25 protein-coding genes are annotated in these 25,678 nt (G+C 35.0%); 11 read left to right on the plus strand and 14 right to left on the minus strand.

Features of this window, described 5'->3' with window-relative positions:
- The first annotated feature begins 67 nt into the window (after window positions 1-67).
- The 4 genes from ACXZ1K_RS10195 to ACXZ1K_RS10210 all read left to right on the plus strand — a co-directional run bounded on the left by ACXZ1K_RS10195 (window position 68) and on the right by ACXZ1K_RS10210 (window position 4,882).
- Complete coding sequence (locus ACXZ1K_RS10195) at window positions 68-1,534, plus strand: O-antigen ligase family protein (RefSeq protein ID WP_458969556.1); 1,467 nt, start codon at window positions 68-70, stop codon at window positions 1,532-1,534.
- Window positions 1,521-2,738 carry a glycosyltransferase gene (locus tag ACXZ1K_RS10200; protein ID WP_458969557.1) on the plus strand — a complete coding sequence of 406 codons (1,218 nt, stop codon included), beginning with the start codon at window positions 1,521-1,523 and terminating at the stop codon, window positions 2,736-2,738. Before ACXZ1K_RS10195 ends, ACXZ1K_RS10200 begins: the two co-directional genes overlap by 14 nt.
- Before the next feature lie 22 nt (window positions 2,739-2,760).
- A complete protein-coding gene (locus ACXZ1K_RS10205) occupies window positions 2,761-3,861 on the plus strand; it encodes a glycosyltransferase family 4 protein (RefSeq protein ID WP_458969558.1) in 1,101 nt (366 codons plus the stop codon).
- Between the two features lie 103 nt (window positions 3,862-3,964).
- Entirely contained in the window at window positions 3,965-4,882 is a 918-nt protein-coding gene (locus tag ACXZ1K_RS10210; protein WP_458969559.1) for a glycosyltransferase, read from the plus strand.
- A gap of 4 nt (window positions 4,883-4,886) precedes the next feature.
- Here ACXZ1K_RS10210 and ACXZ1K_RS10215 read toward each other — a convergent pair whose 3' ends face one another.
- The 3 genes from ACXZ1K_RS10215 to ACXZ1K_RS10225 are packed head-to-tail and all read right to left on the minus strand — an operon-like array spanning window position 4,887 to window position 7,980.
- Window positions 4,887-5,699, minus strand: coding sequence for an alpha-1,2-fucosyltransferase (locus ACXZ1K_RS10215; protein WP_458969560.1), 813 nt, complete (start codon window positions 5,697-5,699; stop codon window positions 4,887-4,889).
- 1 nt (window position 5,700) lies between these two features.
- Entirely contained in the window at window positions 5,701-7,029 is a 1,329-nt protein-coding gene (locus ACXZ1K_RS10220; RefSeq protein ID WP_458969561.1) for a flippase, read from the minus strand.
- Between the two features lie 3 nt (window positions 7,030-7,032).
- Window positions 7,033-7,980 (minus strand): hypothetical protein, encoded by a 948-nt coding sequence (locus ACXZ1K_RS10225; RefSeq protein ID WP_458969562.1) that lies wholly within the window; start codon window positions 7,978-7,980, stop codon window positions 7,033-7,035.
- Window positions 7,981-8,237: 257 nt separating this feature from the next.
- Here ACXZ1K_RS10225 and ACXZ1K_RS10230 point away from each other — a divergent pair, with 257 nt between their 5' ends.
- The 4 genes from ACXZ1K_RS10230 to ACXZ1K_RS10245 are packed head-to-tail and all read left to right on the plus strand — an operon-like array spanning window position 8,238 to window position 11,382.
- On the plus strand, window positions 8,238-9,047 hold the full coding sequence (locus ACXZ1K_RS10230; protein WP_458969563.1) for a glycosyltransferase family 2 protein: 810 nt from the start codon (window positions 8,238-8,240) through the stop codon (window positions 9,045-9,047).
- 2 nt (window positions 9,048-9,049) lie between these two features.
- Window positions 9,050-9,634, plus strand: a complete 585-nt coding sequence (locus ACXZ1K_RS10235) for an MBOAT family O-acyltransferase (protein WP_458969564.1) — start codon at window positions 9,050-9,052, stop codon at window positions 9,632-9,634.
- The gene (locus tag ACXZ1K_RS10240; RefSeq protein WP_458973248.1) at window positions 9,634-10,473 is read left to right on the plus strand and encodes an MBOAT family O-acyltransferase; all 840 of its coding nucleotides are present in this window, start codon (window positions 9,634-9,636) and stop codon (window positions 10,471-10,473) included. Before ACXZ1K_RS10235 ends, ACXZ1K_RS10240 begins: the two co-directional genes overlap by 1 nt.
- Window positions 10,474-10,476: 3 nt before the next feature.
- Window positions 10,477-11,382: a hypothetical protein gene (locus ACXZ1K_RS10245; protein ID WP_458969565.1), complete on the plus strand. Its 906-nt coding sequence runs from the start codon at window positions 10,477-10,479 to the stop codon at window positions 11,380-11,382.
- A 4-nt stretch (window positions 11,383-11,386) separates the two neighbouring features.
- Here the strand turns inward: ACXZ1K_RS10245 and ACXZ1K_RS10250 are convergent, their stop codons facing one another.
- The gene (locus ACXZ1K_RS10250; protein WP_458969566.1) at window positions 11,387-12,163 is read right to left on the minus strand and encodes a glycosyltransferase family 2 protein; all 777 of its coding nucleotides are present in this window, start codon (window positions 12,161-12,163) and stop codon (window positions 11,387-11,389) included.
- A gap of 128 nt (window positions 12,164-12,291) precedes the next feature.
- On the opposite strand from ACXZ1K_RS10250, the gene ACXZ1K_RS10255 reads away from it, so the two are divergent.
- Window positions 12,292-13,176 (plus strand): glycosyltransferase family 8 protein, encoded by an 885-nt coding sequence (locus tag ACXZ1K_RS10255; protein ID WP_458969567.1) that lies wholly within the window; start codon window positions 12,292-12,294, stop codon window positions 13,174-13,176.
- Window positions 13,177-13,178: 2 nt separating this feature from the next.
- On the opposite strand, the gene ACXZ1K_RS10260 is transcribed toward ACXZ1K_RS10255, so the two are convergent.
- The 9 genes from ACXZ1K_RS10260 to ACXZ1K_RS10300 form a co-directional block, all read right to left on the minus strand.
- On the minus strand, window positions 13,179-14,852 hold the full coding sequence (locus ACXZ1K_RS10260) for a hypothetical protein (RefSeq protein WP_458969568.1): 1,674 nt from the start codon (window positions 14,850-14,852) through the stop codon (window positions 13,179-13,181).
- A 96-nt stretch (window positions 14,853-14,948) separates the two neighbouring features.
- Complete coding sequence (locus tag ACXZ1K_RS10265) at window positions 14,949-15,344, minus strand: GtrA family protein (RefSeq protein ID WP_458969569.1); 396 nt, start codon at window positions 15,342-15,344, stop codon at window positions 14,949-14,951.
- 104 nt (window positions 15,345-15,448) lie between these two features.
- Window positions 15,449-17,527, minus strand: a complete 2,079-nt coding sequence (locus tag ACXZ1K_RS10270) for an LruC domain-containing protein (RefSeq protein ID WP_458969570.1) — start codon at window positions 17,525-17,527, stop codon at window positions 15,449-15,451.
- A gap of 175 nt (window positions 17,528-17,702) precedes the next feature.
- Window positions 17,703-19,259, minus strand: a complete 1,557-nt coding sequence (locus ACXZ1K_RS10275; protein WP_458969571.1) for a glycosyltransferase family 39 protein — start codon at window positions 19,257-19,259, stop codon at window positions 17,703-17,705.
- A gap of 226 nt (window positions 19,260-19,485) precedes the next feature.
- Window positions 19,486-20,139 carry a DUF6266 family protein gene (locus ACXZ1K_RS10280; RefSeq protein ID WP_458969572.1) on the minus strand — a complete coding sequence of 218 codons (654 nt, stop codon included), beginning with the start codon at window positions 20,137-20,139 and terminating at the stop codon, window positions 19,486-19,488.
- Between the two features lie 226 nt (window positions 20,140-20,365).
- Window positions 20,366-20,893, minus strand: a complete 528-nt coding sequence (locus ACXZ1K_RS10285) for a hypothetical protein (RefSeq protein WP_458969573.1) — start codon at window positions 20,891-20,893, stop codon at window positions 20,366-20,368.
- Window positions 20,890-21,228, minus strand: coding sequence for an STAS domain-containing protein (locus tag ACXZ1K_RS10290; RefSeq protein ID WP_458969574.1), 339 nt, complete (start codon window positions 21,226-21,228; stop codon window positions 20,890-20,892). The genes ACXZ1K_RS10285 and ACXZ1K_RS10290 overlap by 4 nt, the downstream gene beginning before the upstream one ends.
- Window positions 21,229-22,353, minus strand: a complete 1,125-nt coding sequence (locus tag ACXZ1K_RS10295; RefSeq protein WP_458969575.1) for a SpoIIE family protein phosphatase — start codon at window positions 22,351-22,353, stop codon at window positions 21,229-21,231.
- Window positions 22,346-22,888, minus strand: coding sequence for a hypothetical protein (locus ACXZ1K_RS10300; protein ID WP_458969576.1), 543 nt, complete (start codon window positions 22,886-22,888; stop codon window positions 22,346-22,348). The genes ACXZ1K_RS10295 and ACXZ1K_RS10300 overlap by 8 nt, the downstream gene beginning before the upstream one ends.
- Window positions 22,889-22,932: 44 nt before the next feature.
- Here ACXZ1K_RS10300 and ACXZ1K_RS10305 point away from each other — a divergent pair, with 44 nt between their 5' ends.
- Both ACXZ1K_RS10305 and ACXZ1K_RS10310 read left to right on the plus strand, forming a co-directional pair.
- On the plus strand, window positions 22,933-23,847 hold the full coding sequence (locus tag ACXZ1K_RS10305; protein ID WP_458969577.1) for a glycosyltransferase family 2 protein: 915 nt from the start codon (window positions 22,933-22,935) through the stop codon (window positions 23,845-23,847).
- A gap of 2 nt (window positions 23,848-23,849) precedes the next feature.
- Window positions 23,850-25,022 carry a glycosyltransferase family 2 protein gene (locus ACXZ1K_RS10310; RefSeq protein WP_458969578.1) on the plus strand — a complete coding sequence of 391 codons (1,173 nt, stop codon included), beginning with the start codon at window positions 23,850-23,852 and terminating at the stop codon, window positions 25,020-25,022.
- On the opposite strand, the gene ACXZ1K_RS10315 is transcribed toward ACXZ1K_RS10310, so the two are convergent.
- Window positions 25,012-25,677 (minus strand): 4'-phosphopantetheinyl transferase family protein, encoded by a 666-nt coding sequence (locus ACXZ1K_RS10315; RefSeq protein ID WP_458969579.1) that lies wholly within the window; start codon window positions 25,675-25,677, stop codon window positions 25,012-25,014. The two genes, ACXZ1K_RS10310 and ACXZ1K_RS10315, sit on opposite strands and share 11 nt — an antisense overlap.
- Between the last annotated feature and the right edge of the window lies 1 nt (window position 25,678).

The raw sequence follows: 25,678 nt of genomic DNA on the forward strand, positions 1-25,678 counted from the left end.
TTATTTATGTATTCGTAATGGCATTTGTCTGGGTATTTAAAATTTTATTTTTTTAAATTAGGTCGCGATGCATGCATTAGTCTCTAGGATAAAAGATAAGCAATCAGTTGGTATTTTTGCGGCTGCGATTCTTCTTATTGCCCTCCTTGTTTCCAGTTTAGTGGCGACCATTGGTGTAAGTGGAGGTGTTTTTTTACTTGTGGTCACAATAACACCGATAGCTATTTTTTGCATTATAAAATTCCCAAGATTTGGAGTCATAGTTTTTATGATTTCCGCCTACTTTATTATGTTTATTATTAAGCTGGGCTTAGTAAATTTCCCTCTGGGAACATTAATGGACGGCATGCTCTTGCTTCTGCTAATAGGTTTTTTTGTAAATCAAAAAATGGACCCAAATTGGGAAATTCTTAACAACTCAATTTCATTTATTGTTATAATTTGGATAGTATATAATGTGATTGAGGTTGTTAACCCTAATGCAGAGTCAAGGCTAGCCTGGTTGTATACCATAAGATCATTAGCAGGAGTAATGTTTTCATATTTCATCTTTATGTATCAAATCAGAACAATAAAATTCGTAAGGTTTATAATAAAGATTTGGTTACTCATGTCAGTTATTGCGGCAGTGTATGCACTAAAGCAGGAATTTATCGGTTTTTCAGCATTTGAGCAGAGGGATCTTGATAACAATCCTCTGTTAGCAGACCTATTGTTTATTGATGGACATTGGCGTAAATTCTCTGTTTTTGCAGATCCAATTTCTTTTTCTTACAACATGAATGTAAGTAGTATTCTATGTATCGGGTTATTATTTGGTCCTTTTTCGAAAAAGCGCAAGATTATCCTGGTTTTAATGATTATATTATTTACAACTTCTATGCTATTCTCTGGAACGAGAGCTGCCTATATTTTAATTCCAGTTGCATTGAGTTTATTATTTATTTTAAATCTCAATTTCAAGATGATAGTTGTGGGGATATTTGTCGCATTTACATTTGTATTCTTAATATACGTCCCGACTTCGAACTACACACTTTATAGGTTTCAGACTGCATTCAAACCAAGTAATGACGCTTCCTTCAACGTTCGAAAAAAAAACCAAAAAAAAATTCAGCCCTACATTCAGAGTCATCCTATGGGTGGTGGGTTAGGCTCATCGGGAGCTTCTGGAGCAAAATTTTCTCCTAATTCAGTTCTAGGTAGCTTTCCTCCGGATAGTGGTTATGTTAGAGCTGGAATTGAACAGGGTTGGGTAGGTCTGATTCTTTTATGCACCTTGTTTTTTGTTGCGCTTCGAAAGGGTATAAATAACTATTTTAAAATTAAGGATTCTGAATTAAAGTGTTATTGTCTTGCAATGACGTTAATCATATTTGCATTATGTATGGGAAATTATCCACAGGAAGGTCTGATACAATTTCCGCTCAATATTTATTTTTGCCTTTTTATGGCTTTAATCAATATCACTCTTACATTAGATCAAAAAAAAGAAAAGGAAGCTTTGATTGTTAAAAAACATGTTGGAGAATAAGACAATTTTTATTTTTGGCGCGACAAAGTTTGATGGTGTATTTGAGTCTACCAGTTACACAACCGCAAAATTTTTTGCAAAAAACAATGACGTTTACTATATTGATTTTCCTTACACAATAAAGGACTATTTCTCTAAAATTGAAAAGTATTCCATCGATAAAAGAAGAGATTTTTTTTTTAATGGCGGTAAAAATCTGATTAAAACTGATATTCTCAGACTTCATATTGTAATATTGCCGCTCTTGCTTTCTATTAATTTCCTCCCCGAGAATAAAGCTTATAGATGGTTGTTGAAAATTAATGAAAGCCTAATAGCCTCCAGGTTAAATGCCGTTATCAGAAGGCAAGATTTAAAAGATATAATATTTATCAACTCTTTTAATTTTCATTATCCGAGCGTTGGAATTTCATTAAAGCCGATTTTGTCTGTTTATCACTGTGTAGATGCGCTAATAGTTGATTATGATATGAAGCATGGGTTTATATCTGAACGTTTATTGGTGGAATTAAGTGACTTAGTTGTATGCACAAGTAAGCAACTTTTTCTTGAAAAAAAGAAGTACAAGGCTAAAACATTCTTCATTCCCAATGCGGCAGATCTAACTCTTTCATCCGAAGCTTTAAATGACTCTCTGGAAGTACATTCATTACTGAAAGATATTCCAAAACCAATTATTGGTTATTTTGGGCACGTGGAAAGAAGAATGGATTTCGAACTGCTCAAACAGGTTTGTGAATCAAATCCTCAAAAAAGTTTTGTTTTTGTAGGGCCGGTTTCAGATGAATTTGTGCCGGATGATTTCAGAAGGCTTTCTAACGTATTTTTTGTTGGCAGAACTTCCTATCCTGAAATGCCCTCGGTAGTTAAAGGGTTTGATGTTGCTATTATTCCTTTCAAAAAAGATAAGGTAAGCAGCACAATTTTTCCGCTCAAATTATTTGAGTACCTCGGAGCTGGAAAGCCTGTAGTTGCTACAGATTTCAATCCTGATCTCAAGGACTTTACACACGATACTGTTACATACTGTCAAGATTCGATTTCGTTTAGTTCAGCGATTGATTTTTATTTGCAACATGATACGACTTTGCTAAAATCGAAACGAATCCAAGTCGCGGAAGAAAACACCTGGGATAGAAGACTCGGAGAATTAAGTTCCTTATTATCTCGAGAGTTAGTAGTAAAATTTAATATACCAACATAGTTATAGTTGAAATCCACTTTACATGATAAAAGTATTTTTTGATCACCAGAAATTCACTACACAAAGGTATGGCGGCATTAGCAGATATTTTGCAACTATAATAAAGGAAATTCAAAACAGGCCGGACTTCGAATACCTTATTGGAGTATTATATTCTGATAATTATTATATCGCCAATGAGAAAATCCCTCTTAATAGTGGCCTTTTCGAAAAGATATTTAAATTCAAGCAGGGTTCATTAGCATATAAAACCAATCAAGCTTATTGTAGATATTTATTGAACAAAGGGGATTTTGATGTGTTTCATCCAACTTACTATAATCCTTATTTTCTTGAAAATCTTAAAAAGCCATTCGTTACTACTGTTCATGATATGACATATGAAATGCTACCAGAGTATTTTTGGGCAAATGACAGTCTAAGTTATGAAAAGCGGCTGAGTATTGAACGAGCCAATCATATCATAGCTATATCTGAAACAACCAAACGGGACATTGTAAAATTTAATGACATTAATCCAGATAAAATAAGTGTTATTTATCATGGAACAGACGTTGAAACTCCGTTATCATTCGAAGAAGTTTCCGGCCTGCCAGAGAATTATTTACTATATGTCGGCGACAGAAGTGGGTACAAAAATTTTTACCTTTTCATAAGAGCTTATGCAAGAATTAAAAAGGAATACCCAGACATTAAGGTGGTGATGGCGGGCGGAGGAGCATTAGGCATCGGCGATGTCGAATTTTTACGAAGAATGAACCTTTCTGAAAGCGTCTTGCATTATCAGGTTAATGATCAACAACTTAATACTTTGTATAAAAATGCCTTGGCTTTCATCTACCCATCTTTATATGAGGGCTTTGGATTACCAATACTTGAAGCCTTTAAAGCGGGATGTCCTATTTTATTATCTGATACAGATTGTTTTAGAGAAATTGGTGGTGATGCATGTCTCTACTTCAATTGTCATGATGAAGACGATCTGACAGAATCGATTAAAAAACTAATAGGTGATAAGTCAATAGGTGCTAGTCTAGTTACGAATGGTAAAATAAGACTGCTTAATTTTACACTCGAAAATTCCATAAATAAGACTCTTGATGTTTACAAAAAAGTAATTTAATTGCTTTGGGAAAGATTTAGGTTTTTTATTAACTTGAGCGTAGATTTGATTTGTTTCAAGCCTTGGAAGCTATTAGATAGAAGATTTACAATAACTGGCCCGTATGGAGAATGTTACAATAATAACCCCGTGTTTCAACGAAAATTCGACAGTGATAGCTTTCTTAACAGAGCTGGAAAAAATTGTTAGCACACTACTATTTAATTTCAATGTTGTTGTTGTAGATGATGCTTCAACAGACAATACATTATCGATGCTTAAGGAGTTGAAACCAACCTCCCCAAACGTCAAATTTACTATCTTAACTCTTGAGTATAATGCAGGGCATCAGAGAGCTATTTTTCAAGGTTTGCTGTATGCAAATGAGCTTGAAAATTGCGATCGATTCATTATCATGGATTCAGACGGAGAGGATGATCCTACTGCAATAGGAGAAATTCTTGCAAAAGATAAATTTGATATTATTCACGTTGCAAGAGGGAGGAGAAAGGAGAAACTGTCCTTTCAACTTTCATATTATATATACCGATTTATATTCAAAATAATCACTAACAAAATTCTGAATTTCGGAAATTACTGCATGATTAGTAAAAAGGTTTTGAACACAACTTGTCGTACTTCTTTTGTTCATTTCGCTGCCTACTTATCTAAGCAAAGAGTTAAATCGCTCAGCATCACGTACGATAGAAAAAAGCGACTGGACGGTAAATCCAAAATGAATTTGACCAGCCTAGTGCATCATGCTTTCAAATCTTTTATAGAGTATGCGGAAGAATTGCTTATGATATTTCTAAAGCTCTTTGCTGTCATAGGCGTAGCATTTGTTGCAATGCTGACATTTGTAATCTACAAAAAGATTTTCACCAATGAAGCAATTTTAGGATGGGCCAGTACCATGGGAGTAAGCCTCATAAATATGGCTTTAATCTGTTTGGGCTTTTTCATAACAGGCATCCTATTATTAAACATTATGTCCAAGACAGGTAAAGGAAAAAAAGAAGTCTTTTACAAGGAAGCTTAACGAATTACTCTAGTACATCACACCAGATAAATTTATCTGTCATCACCTTTTTTGGGTGCTCTTTGCCAATCCTGAAACCAAGCCAGTTTTTCGGAGCATAAACTTCATTTTGCTTTTCAGAGAGATATGCAGCCCACCATGCAAAGCTGCTATTGGAGATAATGGCAATATCAGCATTTTTTATAATCTGAAAGTCGGTGATTTCGTTATTTAAAGAATAAATATAATTAGGCTTTTGTTCAAAAAAACTCTTTACATGAGGCATATCATCACTCACGAAATAAACTAAATAGTCATCAATGTTCCCTAATGCATCTAAACGCCTTTTAAAATATTCCATAGGTAGCGAAATATCTCTCTTACCGTAATTTAGGTAATCGGTTCTCCTTATATGTACAACAATAGTTTTGTTATTTTTAAAAGCATCCCCAAATTCTTTATCAAATTGATCAGTAAATTCCTTCTTTATTTTAATATTAAGGCCGCCTATAATTTGCTTCACATAGAAGTCGGTTTGAAAAAATCCTTTATAAATTGTCCAGTCCTTTACCTCAACTTTCTTTGGAACCTGAATACTTTCCAGGTAAATCTCATTAAACTTAAACACCTTTGGTGTGACGCGAGTAAAAACGGAGTAAATTTTAGAGCTGAGAATGGTATTTTGATAAGCGCCCAAATCAAAATATTTGGGTAAATAACCATGGTGCGGATTTACAAAAAAGAAAGTCTTGCCCGGGTTGTTTGTTTTTAAATATTGAAAAAAAGCGTATTGAAAAATCTGGTTACCTAATCTTCCTATAAATTTAACACCAACCATATCAGCCTTTTTTTAATATATATTTGTTAATAAACTCAGGATAAAACCTATAAGCATAAATGAAAGAATTTAGTGCATTTACCCTTAACTCTTTCCATAAAATGTATTGCGCAATTGTAAAACCAAAAATGTTAGATATTAACGTTGCATAAGCAGCTCCAATGGTGCCATATTTCCTTATGAAAAAATAATTTAGAATGAGAATCACTGCGGTGTTTGCTAAAACGATGAAAAATGTTACTCTAGTCTTTCCAATTGAATCGATGATTACACCAAATTGTCGCCCGAATGGACCTAAGACGCAGTACAACAAGGTAATATTTAATATTGGAACTGTGTCTGCATATTTATTTCCTGCCAGCAATTCAATGATGTAGCCATCAAAAATATAAATAAAAATTAGGGCGGGTATCACCATGGCCAATATCGTTCCTACAGATTTCTCATAAAGATATTTAATTGCTGGTTTACCTTCCGTTTCTATTCTTTTGGCACTTTGCGGAAAGACAATAGTCGCAACTGCATTTGTGGGAATATCGACTAAATTAACAACTTTAACAGCGATATTGAATGAGCCAGAAGCTGCAGGAGATATAATCCCTGCAAGCATCCATTGATCTATTGTTCCACTTAAAATTGAACTTAAAGATGTGGCGAACGCATATTTACCGTAATGAAAAATCTTTTTAATCCAATCTTTGCTGAAATGATATGCAAAATGAATGTATTGCCTCGTGTAGAACCAGGCGACACCAACGCTTATAATTACTGCCCCAATTTGAATATAAACTAGAAATAGGAGGCTTGTTTTGTATCCAAATGAAAAATTTGCTATTATAAAGATAAGTAGTATTGAAGACCTGATTAGCCCGCTTGCAAAAACGCCGTTATATTTGAAATTCGCCTGTTCAATACAATTTAGTTGTGTTAGGAAGCCTGAAAATAAGAAAACAATATTATACATATACATCATCGGTTCCAAAGAAGGAGCATTTAGAATCCTGGACAGGTACCCGGCAAATATGAAGTTAAATAAAATGCATGCAATAGTAAGTGTTCCACTTATAGTCAATGAAGCTGAAAAAATATTATTATGTTCGGATTTATCAGAACCAGACATGAATTTAATCATCGCACTTTGAATAAGGCCGCTGCGAACAATTTCTAATATAGTTATCGTCTGCATGTAAATACCCCAAACTCCGTAGTCGTCCTTACTTAATAACCTAATCAGAATAAAAAAGGTAGCAACGTTGATTAACGTTCCAGAGAAGTTTTGAAGAATATTGATAAATCCTGACTTAAGCCAGTAATTGTTTTCTTTTTCCATAGGTTAAAAGGACTTTTGAGCAAATTCGAGCACTTCTTCGTAAGTTTTTGCGTGATAGATTGTTGCTCCGGAAAGCTTTGGATACAACTTGTGATAACAACCAAAATGATGCTCTCCTCCGGCTTTCGAAAGTAGAACATTCGTTCCGCCAAAGTAGCTTGCTAAAGCGCCGGTACCACCGTGAGTACTGATAAAATTACTCGCATTGGCATAAACCATCATTTGTAGATGGTTAAAATTACGTGCCTTTCCTTTGTTTTCTTTCCATAGATTTTCCATCAAGATTACTTCCGGGAATTCTTTTTCAATCCAATCATATTCGTCCAGATCATAAATATCACTATTGTCGTTCGTTATATTTTGAGGTCTTGGTCGGTTGTAAATAATCTGATATTTTTCTTTATATTTATTGAAAAGAACTTCGAGAAAATCGACACCTAAAAAGCTTATGGGTGGTCCGTCCCATTCCATGTTATATCTGTTTGCAATTATCAATATTTCTTTTTCATACAAATAAATGCCATTCTTATACATCTCTTTTAATGGAACCTGCTTCCATTTTCTCATGTTATAGTTTTGGCTATATAAAATACGTGGAGTTTCAAAATTGTAATTACCCTCAGTAGTTCTTGTTTCAAAAGATTCCAAGTGATGCGGAGAAAAGTAATATAATTCTTTAGTGTATTTTGCACCATCAGTAGTTAGAAGAGTTCCATTATGATAGTGCCAATAAGCAAAAGGTAAGACGAAAGTTAGATCTGGAGTAAATTCTCCATTAAACGCAATTTGCTTATAGGGTTTTTTTATAAAATAATCTTTAAAGATATACTTAAGTTGTGTCAATTGGCAAATGTAAGTATCTCTATAATAATATCGGAGGCCTTTGGGTACTTTTGGATATCTAAGCACCAAGTATAAGCTCAATATTTTATTGATTATTTTTTTAAGCATATATAATTGTTTAAGCTAAGGACGGTAAAAAAGTGGTTATTTAACTATTAGAAATAAAAAAAAATGGCTTATTAGGTTTTCTTGGTCTAATATACAATAATGAATAACTATGGCAACAAAAGTTCCAAAATAATCAATATAGATAGATTTTAATGCGAAAAACAAACTTCAAAATTATGAAGTAAGTTAACTATTCATAACTTTACTAACCGAATGTAGCGTGCCTAATTTATTTATAGATATTTAATGAAACATTGATGAGACCGGTACAAGTTCCTGAAACCATTTTGAGATATGCAAACCCAAAGATTGAAAAGTCTCAGCTATGTGAAATGGCAAAGACCGACTATCAACTAATTTCCAAGAACGCAGGACCTGAAATTAGTGTTGTTATACCGGCGTATAACGAGCAAGAGAATATTGTACAGACACTCGCTTCACTTTGTGCCAATAAAGTGAATAAAAGTGTTGAGATAATTGTGGTTAATAATAATTCAAATGATGATACACAAAAATTGGCTTTGGCGTGCGGGGTGACTTGTATTTTTCAACCAGTGCAAGGAATAACAATTACTAGAAATTTTGGATTGGCTCACGCTAAGGGTAAATATATTTTAAATGCGGATGCTGATACTATCTATCCATTAAATTGGATTGAATTAATGGTCAGACCTCTTGAAAATTCAAATATTTGTTTAACGTATGGCCGATTCGGTTTACTTCCAACAGTCGGAGCAGGAAGAGCCGTTTATTTCATATATGAATATATAACTGAGATTTCTCGATGGATCAATAAAAAGATAAAGGACGAAGCAGTAAATGTATACGGATTTAATTCTGCATTCCGTAGAGAGCAAGGATTAGCGGTTGATAGTTTTAATCATCCACCAGGAACTAATGAGGATGGTTGGTTAGCATTGAAGCTAAGAAATAATGGTTATGGCAAACTTTATCAGGTCAGGGATATTCGAGCGATGGTATGGACAACTGATAGGAGAATCCAACTAGATGGCGGATTACTGAAGGGAGTTGTTAAAAGGTTAAAAAGAACGATATTTAGGAGATAGATATGCTATTTAATTCATTAAACTTTTTATTATTCTTTTCTTCGGTATTAATCCTATATTATTTCCTGCCCCGTAAGTACACATGGATCATGTTGCTTGTTGCCAGCTTGTTTTTTTATATGTGTTGGCGTTGGCAGTATATTTTCCTGTTATTTTTCCCGGCAACTATAGATTTTTTTGTAGCCAGAAATATTGAAGATACTGCGAATAAAAGGAAAAGAAAAATGTTGCTGCTTTTAAGCATCGTTACTAATCTGGGTTTACTTTTCTACTTTAAATATTTTAATTTTTTTATCAGTAGCATCAATTCGGCAAGTTCGCTGATGAACATTCCATTTTTCTTAAACAGTGCAAAAATATTACTGCCTGTAGGGATTTCATTTTATACCTTTCAAAGTATTGCCTATACTGTGGAAGTTTTTAGAGGTACGATTAAAGCTGAAAGGAATTTTGCCCGGTTTGCATTATTTGTTTCCTTCTTCCCGCAGTTAGTTGCCGGACCCATTAACCGCCCTCAGGTGCTCATGCCTCAGCTCAGAAATCTGGAACCCCTGCAGGCAACGAATTTTATAAAAGGGGGAGGCTGATTTTATGGGGGCTTTTCAAAAAGATTGTTGTTGCAGACCGGCTGGCATTTTTTGTAAATATTGTTTATAACAGCCCGGAATCATATCATGGCATGGCTACCATTCTAGCTACCATTTTCTTTGCTTTTCAAATCTATTGTGATTTTTCAGGCTACTCAGATATTGCCATTGGAGTAGCAAAAACAATGGGAGTAGATTTAATGAAGAATTTTAACAAACCTTATTATTCGCATTCCATTAAGGAATTTTGGAGTAAGTGGCACATATCCCTTTCAACTTGGTTCCGCGATTATCTGTATATTCCATTGGGAGGTAACAAAGTGCGTGTTGGAAAATGGATCTTTAATCTCTTTATCACATTCCTGGTATCAGGTATCTGGCATGGGGCAAGTGTTAATTTTATCATTTGGGGAGCAATCCACGGCCTGTTAATTGTCCTCGAATCCCTAAACTCAAAATATAAATTTATTCCTTTTAAATTGCCAAAGGCATTTAGTATGGTATGGACTTTTACCATCGTCTGCTTCGCCTGGATATTTTTTAGAGCAAATACGTTAAGCGATTCTTTCACGATCATCAAGAACTTATTCGATTTCAATCATTCTTTTTTAGCTGAGATTAAGCAGATGACGGGTGCAGATATGTATAATATGGCAGTAGGAATTCCATTAATTATCCTATTAATCCTGTTTGAAAAGGGATGGGAACTTCCAGTTGCGCAAAGATATTTCAACGGTTTTAGACCTTTTCGTTTTGCGTGTTACCTGACGTTGATTGTCTTGATCGCATTATTTGGCGTCTTTGTATCGCAAAGCAGCTTCATTTATTTTCAGTTCTAGGGTATGAAAAAGTTTTTTAAACACTTAACAGTTTTATTTCTTATCTGCCTACTGGTTTTTTGGCTATTAGATCTGGGTTTTACTTACGTATTTCAAAGGGGATATTATACAAAAATCCAGTGGCTGTATGGTATGAAAGACAAGGAATATGATTTTGTAGTTCACGGTAGTTCAAGAGCATTTACCACCCTGGACATTCCAATGATCGAGCAAGCGACCGGTAAAAAAGGTATCAATATCTCAGTGGATGGCAGTTCAATTCCAGACCAGTTTCTCATGCTTAAACTATTTCTGGCAAATCACAATAAAGTGAAAAAGGTATATCTTCAAGTCGATCCATTTTCTTCCGACACAGAGGATATCTTTGACTTTGCCATCCCTAAGTTTTTACCTTACATCAAAGAAGATATCGTCTTTGATCACTTCAAGCAATTTGGTTATGAATGGTATGCTTATCGTTATATACCATTTTACCGTTATGCTAAATATAATACCTTATGGGGAATACACGAGGTATTGATTGACAAGTTCAGAATCCTTCCTCAAGATTTTGATGCTGCTGGAGATTTCTTTTACCCCGACGTGAAGTATAAAGGGCCTGATTCATTGAGGCACATGACTTTCAATATCAAAGGCAAATACAAGTTCTTAAACCAAATCATAGATCTTTGTAAGCAACAACAAGTTGAATTGATCTTATTTACGGCTCCGGTCGCCGACATCATCATTGATGCAGACTATAAGAAAAATGCGATAGATTTCGCTGCACTAATGAAAACGAAAGGGGTAACCTACTATAATTATGGCGACTTGTATGGTAATGATCCGAGATTCTTTTATAATCAGATTCACATCACTAAAGATGGAGCTGAAGATTTCACAAAAAAGATCATCCCAATTTTTAAGTAGAACACTAAGAGAAATAATCTATATTAAATTTAGCGTGTCTGTATAGATGTCTGGCAACTCTAATCAATAAATTATTAGGGTTGCGTTTCCAGTTTCTTTTAAAAGTACTGGGCTCGTCAGCGGAATTCTTCTGATCAAATAATCCTTTGTAATCTTCGTAAAATAATCCTCTTCCTTTTTTCTTTAAAAAGGACATCATCATACTATACTCAGCTTTTTCAACATTTACACCTTCTTTATACTCTCCAAATTTTCTGAGGAATTCAGACCTTCTTAGGTGGGGATGATCACTATAAGCATAAAATTTATTGTAAGTTCCTAAAATATTAGTTGGATTAAATATCATTTCAGAAAAACCATTTCCAACCGGTATTAGATATGGAAACAATTGATATGCATAAAAACGAACAACATCCAATTCTTTATCTGTTTCCAAAAAATTTATCGCATCCACTAATTTTTCGGGGAATAATGGGAGGGGTACAAAATCCTCCTGCACGTATAAAGTATATTTTTTATGTACTGCCGCTTGACCTTTATTAATGTTATTACCTAACCCTTTATTTACAGGCGTTGTAACTAAATTGAATTCAAATTCATCTTTCAACAATTCCAATTGTTTTAAGTTATCTGGCTTACTGCAATCATCAGACACCACGATCTCTCCAAAATTACAATTCAATTCGTTGAAAGACACTAACAATCGCTTAAGAGAGTCTGGCCTGTTGAAATGAGTGATAAGCAGTGAAATCTCTGGAAAATCTCGAGTAACTGAATTCATAATTATTGATCGTTTTCAATAGATAATTGTGCTAATTTAATATTTTTATATTATGATTTCTATTGTTTGCATAAGTATTATCAACTATATTAGTAACGTTCTACACTATATTTATTAAAGGTCATTGTATGAATAATAACATCTCAATTTTTGTTGCTAGTGATAATTTTTACGCGGTATTAATAGCCGCACTGCTGAAATCTCTCGATATTAATCACAAAACATCAGAACACATTGATTTTCATATAATAGATGATGGAATTTCTAAATCAACTAGAGAGAAACTAGAAACGATTGTTAGTCCGTCTCGCTTTTCATTATATTGGTATAAGAGTAAAAATGTAATTCCTACCGATCTTGCTATCCCAATAGATGGATCTGGATTTCCTTTAACAACTTACTTACGCTTATTCGGACCTGGAATACTTCCTGCAGAACTTGAAAAGGTAATTTACCTTGATGTCGATGTTGTAGTACAAGATGATATATCTAAATTTTGGAACATGCCTCTGAATGGAAAGACAGTCGGAGCTATTCAAGATATTGCTAAGACAGTTGACTGTGTTTGGGGTGGTTTACCGAACTATAAAGAACTTGGTCTTGAACCTGAAACAAAGTACTTCAACGCCGGTGTGTTGTTGATAGATGTCAAAAAATGGAGAGAGGAAAATATTGCCAAACAGGCAATTAATGCATTAATTGAGCATCGAGAACATGTTCAACTTGGGGATCAATATGCTTTAAATGTAGTATTCGCTAAGAAATGGAACGAACTGGATCCAAATTGGAATTGGTTTGCATCCCTGGAGAATCCAAACCCGTCATTAATTCATTATTTAGACATCAAGCCAATTTTTAGTACTTATAAATCGCAACCAGTCTTTAAGGATATTTTTTTTGAATATCTTGCTCAAACTCCTTGGAAAAATTATAAAGTGATTAGCGGAAAAAATAGGATTATCAGAAAGTTGTACAACAAACTGAAGAAGGCTTTTTTGAAACGTCTAAAATAAACTTAATTTTTAACCAGTAAAGAATTTTTTGAGAAGGATTGTTTTTTATACACGGATAGTATTTTTATCCCATCAACGTATTCTGCATAAATTTCTTTAAATGAACCGTCGTTGGGGATTTTATAGGATTTATACAATGTAGATTTAAGATACCTATGATTTGTAATTAAATAATCGCAGGTTTGTTCATCTGGAGACCAGATAATTTCAATTTTATCTTTAGCTGTTTCCGGCATTATCTTAAGAAGAGTGCCAATGTTTATAGCGCTGCTATTTGCTATCTTAATCTTTTCAGACTTATCATGCTCCAATATAAATTCTAGTCCTGCCCGACTTGATAAGGCCCAATAGTCTTTTTCAAAATTTTTGCTAGCATAATTGTCTGATAGAAAACTAAAGTAGACATTTTGATAAGGATGGTTTCTAATCATGAAGTAGGTTGTTACCCCAAAATTTACGGTCAAAGCGCCAAATAATAAAACTCTTTTTACTTTTGAACTAGGTGAAGCAACCCCAATTTTATTGATATTATCTATAGCTAAATTTACACCTCTTAATGACAAAAGAAGAAAGTACGGATAGATAAAATACATTTGTCTCCAGCCATCGTAAAGCACTGAATGTAAGACGATGACCGAGATTAGTGGACAGATAAATAAACTCAAGAAAAGCAAATCAGTCTGATTATCCAGATCTAAGTAGAATTTTTTAAAATTCAAATTCCCAAAAATTGACTTTATTGCAGTCAATGAGCCTAAAAAAAATAGAATAGTATATAAAATTGGTGTGCTAATGACTATCCACACTAAACAATAATGCCAGGGAAGATCAGTTGCTATTATTTCTTTTCCAAAATAGAGGACATGATCAGGCCATCTAAAACGACCCATATTTTTTAGCGCTGTAATAAAATTACCTATTGGATTTTCCCATAGATATGGCCAAAACATTATTGTCAGAAAAACGGCGGCAGAAATATAAATTATCCCAGTTTTAGCTATTAATTTCCTTCTTTCAGTCGCCTGTTTGTAAAATACGCTTATTAAAATGAATCCAATAGTGATTACGAGAATAATAATTCCAAGTATTCGAATGTTAATCGTTGCTGCTGTAGCGAATCCATGCCATAATGCACTACCTATAGTTTGCTTCTTGAAGAAGTTCACACACGTAAATGTACTGATGATACAGAAAGACATGAATACTAAATCCTTTGAGTTGTAGAAAGCATCAGCAAAAATCCTGGGGCTAATGATCAACATTAAACACCCGATTAACGCAAGACGCCAATCTTTAAAACGTAAAATTTGTAATTTGTAAAAGAAAAATACACTTACAAAAAATATTAGGAATGTTATTAAGTGGCGCATATAATATATATCTCTATCCGCTTTAAGCTTAAGTGCCACTTCAAGGCCAACCATAGGTAACTCGACAAACACGCCATAGTCTTTATCTATATAATCGTGTAAATCTGGTAGTTCCGTTAATGTAGGATTTTTCGCTACGTAGCCTGGTGCAATTTTTTTTGCAAGATATTTTGCAGTAACAGCACCATTTCTCCTGTTAGTACCTTCATCAGAAGAAATGCCGAAGTCTTTAAAAATCAGAAGACCTAAGATTAAAAAGCTGATAAAAAATAAGGAAATGTAAATATTTTTAAGATTAAATTTCATAGAGCTTTAATTGTCTAAAAATGAGATAAATATAAAGTTATACAATCGTTTATTCAAAAGGGCAAAACGCATTTTGTATTTTTTCTCAGTAGTGGTCTACTTTCTAAAAACTATAAATTTCTTTGTCAAGTAATTGAAAGTTGCCACTAAACCTATACTAAACGCTTTCGCTATTTGAATTTGAATTCCAACGGTCTCTACAAAAAACACTAGTAAGGTCTGATTTAGTCCTATACCTAGTGCTGAAAAGAAAATAAAAGCTATAAATTCCTGCCGCTTAGAAAATTTTCCCTTATCAAATACATATGCTCTGGATAGAAAATAATTTATTGTAATGGCAAGAACTACAGAAAGTATGTTAGCTATAAGATAATGAAGACCTGTAAAATTAGTCAACAAATAAAAGCTGGTGAACTCAATGGCAGCACAAAATGCCCCTACAAATGCAAACTTAACAAGTTCCGATTTAATGATCTTTTTAGGAGTTTTCAAACGATTGATTTTAACACACAAATATAAGTAACGGATATTATCTGTTAGCTAATAAAAAAGGCGTTGCAATCTGCAACACCTTTTTGTCTGTGATTTTCAAACAATTAATGATATAAACCAGCAGGGTTAGCATAACCCGTCATGTAATCGAAATACCAATCAGGATAGGTTGTACCGCCTGATAAAGCCCACTCCGCAAAATGATTATAAGCATTAAATATTGCTGTCTTTTCTACCGGATACTTAAAGGGACCGAAGAAATCTAAAGCAAAAGGTCTGTTTAATGATGTTATGTAATAACGTCCGGTTCCAACATTTGAATCGTCAGCACCTAGGTTAAACCATTTTGAGGCAGCTAGATCAGTAGGTGCTTTGTTCACCAAGTGAACTTCACGTCCACGATCCAGATTACTAATCATGAAAGGATTAAAAGGTACAAGTGCAGTAAAATCGTCAGAAACAGGTGCAGTTAGAAGAACATTTACGGTAACCAAAGGAGATTCCAATTTAGGAGAACCAACAGTTGTATTAATTTGAGTTGATCCAGGACCAAAAAGATTGCGGTAATGATCAAATGGAATGATAACCGCTTTATTTTGATTTCTTTCAATTCCTTTTCCATCTAATAATACACCCGCATTACCAAAAACACTCATTCCTGAAACACTTTGGATTTGAGAAGGAGTAAAAGGAAGTTGCACACCAAAACCGTTTTCAAAATCTGCACCAGCAGCTAGCGCTTTATATTCTCCTTTGATATCAACAAGCATATTAGATGGGCTCATTGCAAAAGTATATCGATAACTTACAACTAAGTCATTTAAATCATAATCACCTTCATAAGGCCAGTTGTCTTCGAAAGCAGTCGTTCCCCAAACCAATTCGCTAGGATAGTAACGTTTATAGGCTCTTGCAGGATCATTCGGGTAATCGTCAATCGCATCAGGAACGCCGTCTAAATCAGCATCACCGTAAGTTTCATCTAATAGTGGAACATTTACTGGAGAGATTGCCTCAACAGGATTTGATTGCGCATAAAAGATCAAATCGTTAAAATCCTGATCACTTCCCTGACCCGGCATCCTATTTATATCTTCAAATCCGATTAAGAAAGTCCTTTGAGAAACATTGTGAAGCACGACATTATGTCTTCTCTTCGCTGGATCTCCCTCAGGGTTGATTCCTTCAGTTGAGAAAAATTTAGTGGCATCAAAATTAATGGCTCCATTACCTTGGTATGCGTTTTGAAGCAACACAAACCCTACTGATGTTCCTGCAGGGAAGCGGCCAATTTTTACCTTATCACCTGATAGCATATTACCTTCGCCAATTCCACCTAGCAAAGAACAGTTAGGGAATATAACTTTTGCATTGGTTATTTGATCCTCATTTTGAGGAGGATTTCCGGTGGGATAAGTATAGTATGCTAAAGTATTTCTATAATCTGCACCTTCGTGAACGAAAGTGATCCAAACGTCAGCTAAACGCTCAATTTTTAAGTCGGACGGAACTTGAGTGGCAATGTATTTTGGTTTTACTTCAATTGTATTCGGTAAAGTTGCGTCAATTTGATTCATTAATTCAGCGAAGCTGATATTGTCAACTGGAAGTAAGTCATTAGGACGTCCAAGATTGTCAAAATCCCCAGCATTGTAGCCTGTAAAAGCTGATGGACCCATTCCTGAAATAGCATTGAATCCATGGTTTCCTATCGAACTTGTTCTGCTACTTGAACTCTTAGTTTTCGACAAAATTACATTCCCACTAAATCCCGTTTTACCGCCAATTACCGCAGTAAGATTATTGTCCTTGATATAAGTCGTTACAAATGAAGCTAACCCGATGTGATTTGGATCAACAACTAAGTTGGATAAGCCAGCTGGAATGTTAACTTTGGTTCTAACGTATCCATTTTTATCACTTATCGCTTTTGTAAGCGCTTGACCTTTTCCAACAGAAGCGGGATCATAGATCGAAACCATAACACCGCTGACTGGCTCATCAGTACGACTTAGAAGTCTAATATTGATGTCGACTTGTTTAGTTGTATTATAAGCAAATCCATCTGGTGCATATTTTTTACCAGCTTCAGTAAGCTCATCTGTTTTAGTCTGATTTTTTTTGCATGCCCCTAGAGACAAAATTGTAGCGGCTAATACGAGTGTTAGTAGTTTTTTCTTCATAAAAATTTCAATGCTTAATACGCGTGTAGAAAAAATTGTACCATATATATAATACGCCTCTAAATGCGCTTACAGGTCGTTTTATGAAATTAAGGATGTGGAATTACGGGTAAATTATTTTATTAATTTCCCAAATTGGGGAAATTAATTTACATTTTGGATAATAGGTTAGATTTTATCGGCTTTTATATACGAAGATATCGTATGCGCCAATTTGTTTTTCTAAAACAAAATAATTTTCTCTAATATTTTCTAAATCGTCAATGATTTTAAATTTAAAGATGGGTCTGGATTCAATAAAATACTTCACCTCTCCAGATTTTAATAGATTTGCAAACGCCTGATAGTCAAGTACAGCTGATTTAACATTAGATGACTTATAAATATCCATTTGTGGAATCACAGCGTGTTTGAATAAAATATTATTGATACCACGGCGGCTATTTACCGAATCCAAAACAACTTCATCGTCTAAATTAGCAAATACGTAATCACTTTTACCGGACAACTTTTTCAAAATGTAATTTGCCGCATCTGAGGCTTCGGTTTCTTTACGTACCAAGTTGGCCTTATTTTGAAACTCTAATTCTTTGACCTGTTTATATTGGTAAAAAGTATTCATCAACGAGACGATAAGAAGATATCCCACAAAAAGAACAAAAGTAGCTTTATGTATTAATTTGTCAATGTTATTTTCCATCAAAGTAACATGCATAATTAAAAGAAGAGACATCAGGCAAAATGGGAAATAATATTCAACATTGGAGCCACTTTTTAAAATGGTCACGCTAGCGAACGCGAACATTCCCAACGCACAGAAAATCATGAAACGCGTAATCTTAGATCCCCTAAAGGCCCGTAGTTTGTAAAATGATACTATGATCACAATAATAAAAGGAATCAAGATTTTAATCTTGAAGCCATTTCCAAAAATGTATTTCCAAAACCAAGAAGTATCAATTCCATTCGCTAATCCTCCGACAACATTCAGGAAAAATATATTTCCATACATTAAATAAAAGATTCCGCATGCCAATATAAACGAAATTAGCGCTGTTAAGATTCCAATTTTTAAACGATGCCAATCACCTGTAAAAACTAAAAATCCAAGTAAAATGATCGGCATTTGTATTGCACTTTGTTTTGAAAAAATTGCTAATACAGAAATTATTATAGAGGCTACAAGTTCCTTGTTACCGTTTTGTTCAGACTTAAGATTTTTGGCGAAAAAATATGCGGAGGATATTAACATCATATCCATCATAGAATCCGGGCGTACAGTAAATCCTTGACGGAAAACAAAGATAAATCCTGAAAACGCCAAAATAATCGAGACAAGCTTCGGTACATTTAAAATCTTTGTTGCGAATTGAAACAAGATATATGACGTTATCAGATTGAAGACGACATTCCATAACCTTCCAATTATATAGATTTCATGAATTCCTTCGGATGGACTAATATTTAATATTTTTGCAGTCAGAAAACAAATAATATGAAATAAAGGAGTGTACTGAGTGATTGAAAATGGAGGTTTACCAGGATCAGTATAAATCTGTCCGTCATATAGTAATTTTTGAATACTAAATACTACATTTTGCTCAATACCACCTAAATCAGTATGCAGACTACCTGCAATAATAATTCTCATCAAAAGCATCGCTACGAAAAGAACTGCCAAGAGATAAAATGTTAGCTTTAACGAAATGCTATTCGCAAATTTTTGGGTCATTTAAAATAAAATTTAATATCTAGTACTTATCCGCTTCCCAAAATAGCAATTATTTTTTTCCAAACAATAACTTTGTCACAAGTTGTAGTATCTAGCGACTCTATTGAAGACTAATATCGCGATTTCTATAGTATGCCTATGAACTTTCCGGCATCACAGAAAATTTAAAACCTAATTTTATTTATTAAACTCTAATTATCAATGATTTAATGAAATATATTCAAGTCTATACAGCTGTCACTAATGACTCAGGCATAGTAATCACTCCCAAATATTTGCTGATACTTCTTTTCTTCCTATCCTCTGATACGAAACCTATGTAAATATGCATTTCCCTTCCAGCGTACTCTGGACTCACATCTAAAGTTGCTTTTCTAGCTGATCTTTTGGCAATTGAAGTATCATAAACTGCTTGACCATTTTTAATATCGTAAGCAACAACAATTGCTCGGTCGTTGTAGGCAGCAACCGAGTACTGCCAGGTAAAATCAATGGTATAATTTTCTCCTAATGTAGCTGTCTCCCCAAAGCCAGGGCTGAGTGGGCCATGACTAATACACGCTAGAGCCGGATCAACATGAAATCCTGCATCGTCTTCAACAAGTGCATTTTTCGATAAGAAAGATTTAGCTGCTACAAAGCCGTGGCAATAGGGCATATATTCAGCAAATCCAATCCGCAAAACACTTGTTATTGGTTGAAGCCAAGCTTGGGAAACTGCAAACTTTGCACGGTTCGCCAATTCTTTTGGACCGGCTTTTTTCTTGCGTGGTTTACGGTCTTTTCCACGCATAATGTCCTGGCCCATCAATTGGTATCCAGTAACGGTGCCTGCAGTTCCTTTGAAGCCACCTAAAATTCCTTTTTTTATAACAGCCATACTTGGTTAAGGTTAAATTTAATCCAAGATCATTATAAATTATTATATATACAAGACTTATCAGGTATTTAATTAGGAGTTAACAAGAATAAAACAGGGATATTGTCCCTGTTATCTCCCTGCTAAGTCCCTGTTATCTCCCTGTTAAATCCCTATTTTTTAGTACTTCAATATGAAGTGTTCTCGATTTAGTCTATACTTTAAGTTAAATTAGTTACCTAAATATTTAAAAATTCAGATGAACGATATAACTGTTTTCGCCTAGTTCAGGGTTATACTGATATTCAAAATGATCCGAGGCCATAGTAATGATATACAAACCAAAGTGCTCAGGTATATGATCTATGGTCATACTTTCGTCTTCAGCAGGTTTTAGGAACTTAAACTTAAACTCACTTAGCGGCTGGATGTGGTGTTTATTGGCTTCTGAAAAACTAACATTTAAAATGTTGTCCAGTTGCTCAAACGGTAGTTGAGGAGATGATGCGCTGAATTCGATCTTAAGGCCCTTCTCAATCTTTTGTATGCTCAAATGAGGGTGGTCAATCGTCATCTGAATAGTGGTATGCGATTCAGATGAGTGCTTGATAGAGTTGGTGATCAATTCTATCATAATCAATTTTATTCTCCGCTGATAACCGAGATCCAAGGCCACATGCTCCTGGATATTAGCCAGAATCGTTCTGGTATACTCAGAAATTCTGTCAGGATCATTTGGAATCTCCAGATTAATGGTTATAGGCAATGCGTTCATTTAAAGCCCTCTAACGCTGTCTCTAATGAATTTTTGAGGTCGAATATTTTATCCAGCCTGGTCAATTCAAAAAGGTTTCTAATGTCATTGTTCAATTCGATCAGCATAAGTTGACCATCCTTTGGGACAAGGTTTTTTAAAATGGCGACTAACGCTCCGAGAAAAGAGCTATCCAGGTATTCAACATGCTCAAATGAGATGATCAATTTACGGGTACCTGATTCAATTTCTTTAAAAACAATTTCTTTGAAGTTTTCTGATTTGGAAAGGTTGGCGTCTTTGTCAACTATCGTCAGTAAAACGAGGTCATCAATGTTTTGTTTCTTTACGTTCATTTATAATTTGTTTATAATGATGATGCTGCAGTCATCAACCTGTGAAACATGTTTGTCGAACAGCCTGTTTTTAATGTTTTGTATGGTTTCTTTATTCTTTTTAAAATTAAACAACTTTTCTTTAAACAAGTTGATGTCTGATTTTTTTTCTCCATTTATTTCAAAATCAATCATCCCATCTGAAATCATATAGATTTCTTCGCCTGATTTAAGTTCAATATCCATCTCTGTGTAGTCACCTTGCTCTGAAAAGCCCAATAGAATGCCATCTGAACGAAAATATTGAAGTTCTGTTTCTTTAGCTTCAAACTTCAGCACGGGAAGATCGCCTGCACCTGCATATTTAACGGTTCCCAATTCATCATCTAGCAGGATGATGCTTAATGTTGAGAATATATCGCTTAGCAACTCGTCTGCAAAAATAACCCGGTTTAACTTGTTCAGGATTTCTGATAAAGAGTAGTTCTCGTCAAAAACACAAAGTCTGATAGCGGAGCGAATGTAACTTAGAAAGCTAAAGGAGAAAAACCAGGCGCCCCATTTTTTTCCCATCACGTCGCCAAGTATAACGAACGTATAGCGGTCATTGATTTTCACAAAATCAATAAAGTCTCCTCCGGGCTGGTTTTGAAAAGTCTGGTTATAATAATCTATTGTAAATTTTTTAAGCTTTGGCGCTTGCTTAGGGATGTTCCTCAAATTCAACCGCTCTGCGATGCCTTTAACTTCGCTTAATGAACGTTCATAATGCTCGCGTACTGCCTGTAATAAGTTGTCTATCTTTGATAAGATGTGGGATGGGGGAGTGTTTTTTGCGATATAGTCAATGGCTTTAAGATCGAGGCCCTGCTGTACATTGTCTTTGTCGTTAATAGAGGTTAAAAACAAGAACGGTATGTTCTTAAAAGAATCTGCTTTGAGCAAACGCCTTCTAAATTCAAACCCATCTTTACCTGGCATTTCAAAATCAGATACAATGAGGTCTGGGGTTTCCGATTCCAGGATTTTTTCTGCCTCATCAACGGACAAAGCAATCTTGCAATTATAACCATTGGAGGTTAATAATTTCTCAAATAAACGCAGCTGAAAGATATCATCATCTACGAGAAGGATGATCCTATTCATTTGATTTTAAGTTTAATAAAGCATTAATCATAATATATATCCCTACTGCAACGATGATCAGTGATATTAGATCCATCAGCGTTACCCCGTCATTATTGTTGAAATAGTAAATAGTGAACATTTCAAAATACGGCGGGGCCGGCATGATGATCATTGCAAAGCCTAATGTAACAAATAATAGTCCAATTACTCCTCTAACTAGTCTGCTTATTCCCGATTTGATATTGATCTTCTTTGCATCTGACGAATCAAAATGGTTGTTGTTTAGTAGCATTTCGAGTTTGTCCAACTGTTCCATCTTGTCCAAATTAGAAAGGGCTACGCCTTTAACTTCTTTAATCAGCCCCTTGCCTGCAAGCTTTCTTTCTATGGTGTGGTCCAGCTTTCCTTTAATGTCCCTGATATTTTCAGAATTCAGATCGCTCTTTTCGAGGAGCAGGATAAACTCATCCAGTTTTTGAAGAAGTACTTCATTATTGCCTTCAAGGGCTTCAAAACGCTTTAATTCGTCGGTAAATTTGGTTTTGTTAGGCAAAATATACTACTTTGATAATTCTTAATACAAGTTAAGTTTTTAAAATGGCTTTAATCTCAATAATCACAGTAAATTTCAATCAGCCACAGGCAACTTTGGAATTTCTGGGGTCAATTAACAATCTTTATCCGAAAGCGAATATAGAGATTATTTTAGTCGACAATGGGAGCAGGGAAGATCATGAAGCTGCCTTTAAAAATTTTGATTTAAATATTATCTATATCAAATCTGCAAAAAATCTTGGCTTTGCAGGAGGCAATAACTTGGGCATAAAATCCGCAAAAGGTGAATATTTATTCCTAGTAAACAATGACACAGAGTTTACTCCAGGTTTGCTGGAAACACTAACCGAAACGTTAGATAATAATAGGCGGATTGGCCTTGTTTCTCCGAAGATCAACTACTTTGACAATAAGGAAGTTATACAATATGCCGGCTTTACGCCAATGAACTATTATACCTGTCGCAACGCTTGTATAGGCCAGTTTGAGATAGATAATGGGCAGTTTGACAACCGCATCGAACAGACTGGTTATGCTCATGGAGCTGCGATGATGATTACACGAACTGCGTTGAAGAAGGCGGGTACAATGGCAGAAAATTTTTTCCTTTATTATGAGGAAATGGATTGGTGTGAGATGGTCAGAAAGGCAGGTTTTGAGATATGGATAAACACCAATGCCTTAATTTACCATAAGGAATCACTCTCAGTTGGTAAAAACAGTGCCATCAAGGAGTTTTTCATGAACCGCAACAGGATTTTGTTTATCAGGCGAAATGCAGTGTTGCATCAGCGTTTGTTCTTTTATCTATATTTTGTTGCTTTTGTTGTGCCCAGGAACATCCTGAATTATATAAAAAATGGGACTGCTGGATTTATCCCTATATTGTTCAGGGCGATCTCCTGGAATATTACCCAAAAAACATCTAGTAACGAATTAGGCTACACCATCAAATAATTATGATCATCACCTTCTGGATTGCCGTCTTTTTAGTGTTTTATACCTTTTTCGGGTATGGGATTTTATTGTTTCTGCTGGTTAAATTAAAGCGAATTTTCTTCCCTAAAAAACGTAAGCAATACGCTTTTAATGAGTTGCCTTCTTGTACCTTAATTGTAGCCGCCTATAATGAAGAAAATTTTATAGAAGAAAAGATAAAAAATACCTTGTTATTAAATTATCATGAAGGAAAGCTGGACCTAATTTTTGTTACCGATGGTTCATCTGATACAACCCCGGAAATTATAGCAAGGTACCCGCAGATTACTTTACTGCATTCAGCAGATGAACGTAGGGGAAAGATTAGCGCAGTACACCGTGCAGTATTACAGGTTAAAACAGATTTAATGGTATTTACGGATGCTAATACTTTTTTGAATCCTGATGCGCTTGTATTTTTGTGCAGGCACTATGCAGATCCTAAAGTTGGCGCTATTGCGGGCGAAAAACGGGTAATGATTGAAGAATCTGCCGACGCTACTGCTGGTGAGGGTTTTTACTGGAAATACGAGTCTAAATTAAAAGCCTGGGATTCTGAATTGTATTCTGTCGTTGGAGCGGCAGGAGAGCTGTTTAGTGTACGCAAGGACCTGTATGAGCCTGTTCCATCCAACAGTGTTCTTGATGACTTCATGATATCTATGCGTATAGCGGAAAAGGGTTATGTAATTGTGTATGAACCGGAGGCTTATGCACAGGAAACTTCTTCAGCAAATGTAACTGAAGAACTGAAACGCAAGGTGAGGATCGCCGCTGGTGGAATGCAATCTATTATCTGGTTAAGTGCTTTGTTGAACCCATTTAAATATCCTGTCTTGAGTTTTCAATACATCAGTCACCGGGTATTGCGATGGACGATTACGCCTTTCTTGATGATTCTGGCTTTTGTACTAAATGCTGTTATTGCTTTTTCTGATCAGGCTACTTTGTTTTTTCAGTTGTTATTGCTGGCTCAGGTTTTCTTTTATGGGGCAGCGTGGCTTGGTAAGCTGTTGGAAGACCGGAAGATTAAGGTGAAACTGCTTTTCATTCCTTATTATTTTTGCATGATGAATTATGCGGTGTTCGCGGGCTTGATCAGGTACTTTAAAGGTAATCAGTCGGTAATTTGGGAGAAAGCTATCAGAAAGTGATATTGAACAGTTTTACAGCTTCCAAAGAATATGGAGTTGCCAAACTTAGCATCAGGTCGTTCATGTCAAAAGAATGCATTTGCCAGCTTTTATCATTATCTCCAGAAATCTCAATGGATAAGAAATAGTTTCCATCTATGCTCGGAACGGATTGCAATTGTTCAACCAGGCCGATACCTGTTGCCTTTAAAATGGCTTCCTTTCTTGTCCAAAGCAAAAAAAAATGTTGATGACTTTGAAGTTTTAACAACCTGGCTTCTTCTGATGAAAAGTATCCTTCAACAATTTCATGATAATTGAAGCTGGTATTGACCTGTTCCACATCTATGCCAATTGGTTGATCGGAAATGGCTAGAGCCATTATCCCTTTGGTATAGGAAATATTGTAATGTAAAGGTTGAATTCCATTTATGCGCAATTCTGGTTTTCCATTCGGCTGATTTGAAAAAATAAAGTCTGAATCGTTTAAAAAAGCATAATGTTTGCGCAGTAATTGGGAAAGTAAGGATCTCGATAAAGTCCGCATACTTTTCCGGTCGGTATCGTTCCCAAAGCTTATAAGCCAGATATGTACCGCTCCGGAGCAGGAAAGCTGCTCGACGGCAATATCTGCTTCGATACGAATTAACGATCCTATGCTTAAACTACTTGCCAAT

It is taken from the genome of Pedobacter jaeyakensis, assembly GCF_054461315.1.

Coding starts and splice junctions, on each gene's coding strand:
- ACXZ1K_RS10195 (WP_458969556.1), top strand. CDS start 68: ATGCATGCATTAGTCTCTAGGATAAAAGATAAGCAATCAGTTGGTATT.
- ACXZ1K_RS10200 (WP_458969557.1), top strand. CDS start 1,521: ATGTTGGAGAATAAGACAATTTTTATTTTTGGCGCGACAAAGTTTGAT.
- ACXZ1K_RS10205 (WP_458969558.1), top strand. CDS start 2,761: ATGATAAAAGTATTTTTTGATCACCAGAAATTCACTACACAAAGGTAT.
- ACXZ1K_RS10210 (WP_458969559.1), top strand. CDS start 3,965: ATGGAGAATGTTACAATAATAACCCCGTGTTTCAACGAAAATTCGACA.
- ACXZ1K_RS10215 (WP_458969560.1), bottom strand. CDS start 5,699: ATGGTTGGTGTTAAATTTATAGGAAGATTAGGTAACCAGATTTTTCAA.
- ACXZ1K_RS10220 (WP_458969561.1), bottom strand. CDS start 7,029: ATGGAAAAAGAAAACAATTACTGGCTTAAGTCAGGATTTATCAATATT.
- ACXZ1K_RS10225 (WP_458969562.1), bottom strand. CDS start 7,980: ATGCTTAAAAAAATAATCAATAAAATATTGAGCTTATACTTGGTGCTT.
- ACXZ1K_RS10230 (WP_458969563.1), top strand. CDS start 8,238: ATGAGACCGGTACAAGTTCCTGAAACCATTTTGAGATATGCAAACCCA.
- ACXZ1K_RS10235 (WP_458969564.1), top strand. CDS start 9,050: ATGCTATTTAATTCATTAAACTTTTTATTATTCTTTTCTTCGGTATTA.
- ACXZ1K_RS10245 (WP_458969565.1), top strand. CDS start 10,477: ATGAAAAAGTTTTTTAAACACTTAACAGTTTTATTTCTTATCTGCCTA.
- ACXZ1K_RS10250 (WP_458969566.1), bottom strand. CDS start 12,163: ATGAATTCAGTTACTCGAGATTTTCCAGAGATTTCACTGCTTATCACT.
- ACXZ1K_RS10255 (WP_458969567.1), top strand. CDS start 12,292: ATGAATAATAACATCTCAATTTTTGTTGCTAGTGATAATTTTTACGCG.
- ACXZ1K_RS10260 (WP_458969568.1), bottom strand. CDS start 14,852: ATGAAATTTAATCTTAAAAATATTTACATTTCCTTATTTTTTATCAGC.
- ACXZ1K_RS10270 (WP_458969570.1), bottom strand. CDS start 17,527: ATGAAGAAAAAACTACTAACACTCGTATTAGCCGCTACAATTTTGTCT.
- ACXZ1K_RS10275 (WP_458969571.1), bottom strand. CDS start 19,259: ATGACCCAAAAATTTGCGAATAGCATTTCGTTAAAGCTAACATTTTAT.
- ACXZ1K_RS10280 (WP_458969572.1), bottom strand. CDS start 20,139: ATGGCTGTTATAAAAAAAGGAATTTTAGGTGGCTTCAAAGGAACTGCA.
- ACXZ1K_RS10285 (WP_458969573.1), bottom strand. CDS start 20,893: ATGAACGCATTGCCTATAACCATTAATCTGGAGATTCCAAATGATCCT.
- ACXZ1K_RS10290 (WP_458969574.1), bottom strand. CDS start 21,228: ATGAACGTAAAGAAACAAAACATTGATGACCTCGTTTTACTGACGATA.
- ACXZ1K_RS10295 (WP_458969575.1), bottom strand. CDS start 22,353: ATGAATAGGATCATCCTTCTCGTAGATGATGATATCTTTCAGCTGCGT.
- ACXZ1K_RS10305 (WP_458969577.1), top strand. CDS start 22,933: ATGGCTTTAATCTCAATAATCACAGTAAATTTCAATCAGCCACAGGCA.
- ACXZ1K_RS10310 (WP_458969578.1), top strand. CDS start 23,850: ATGATCATCACCTTCTGGATTGCCGTCTTTTTAGTGTTTTATACCTTT.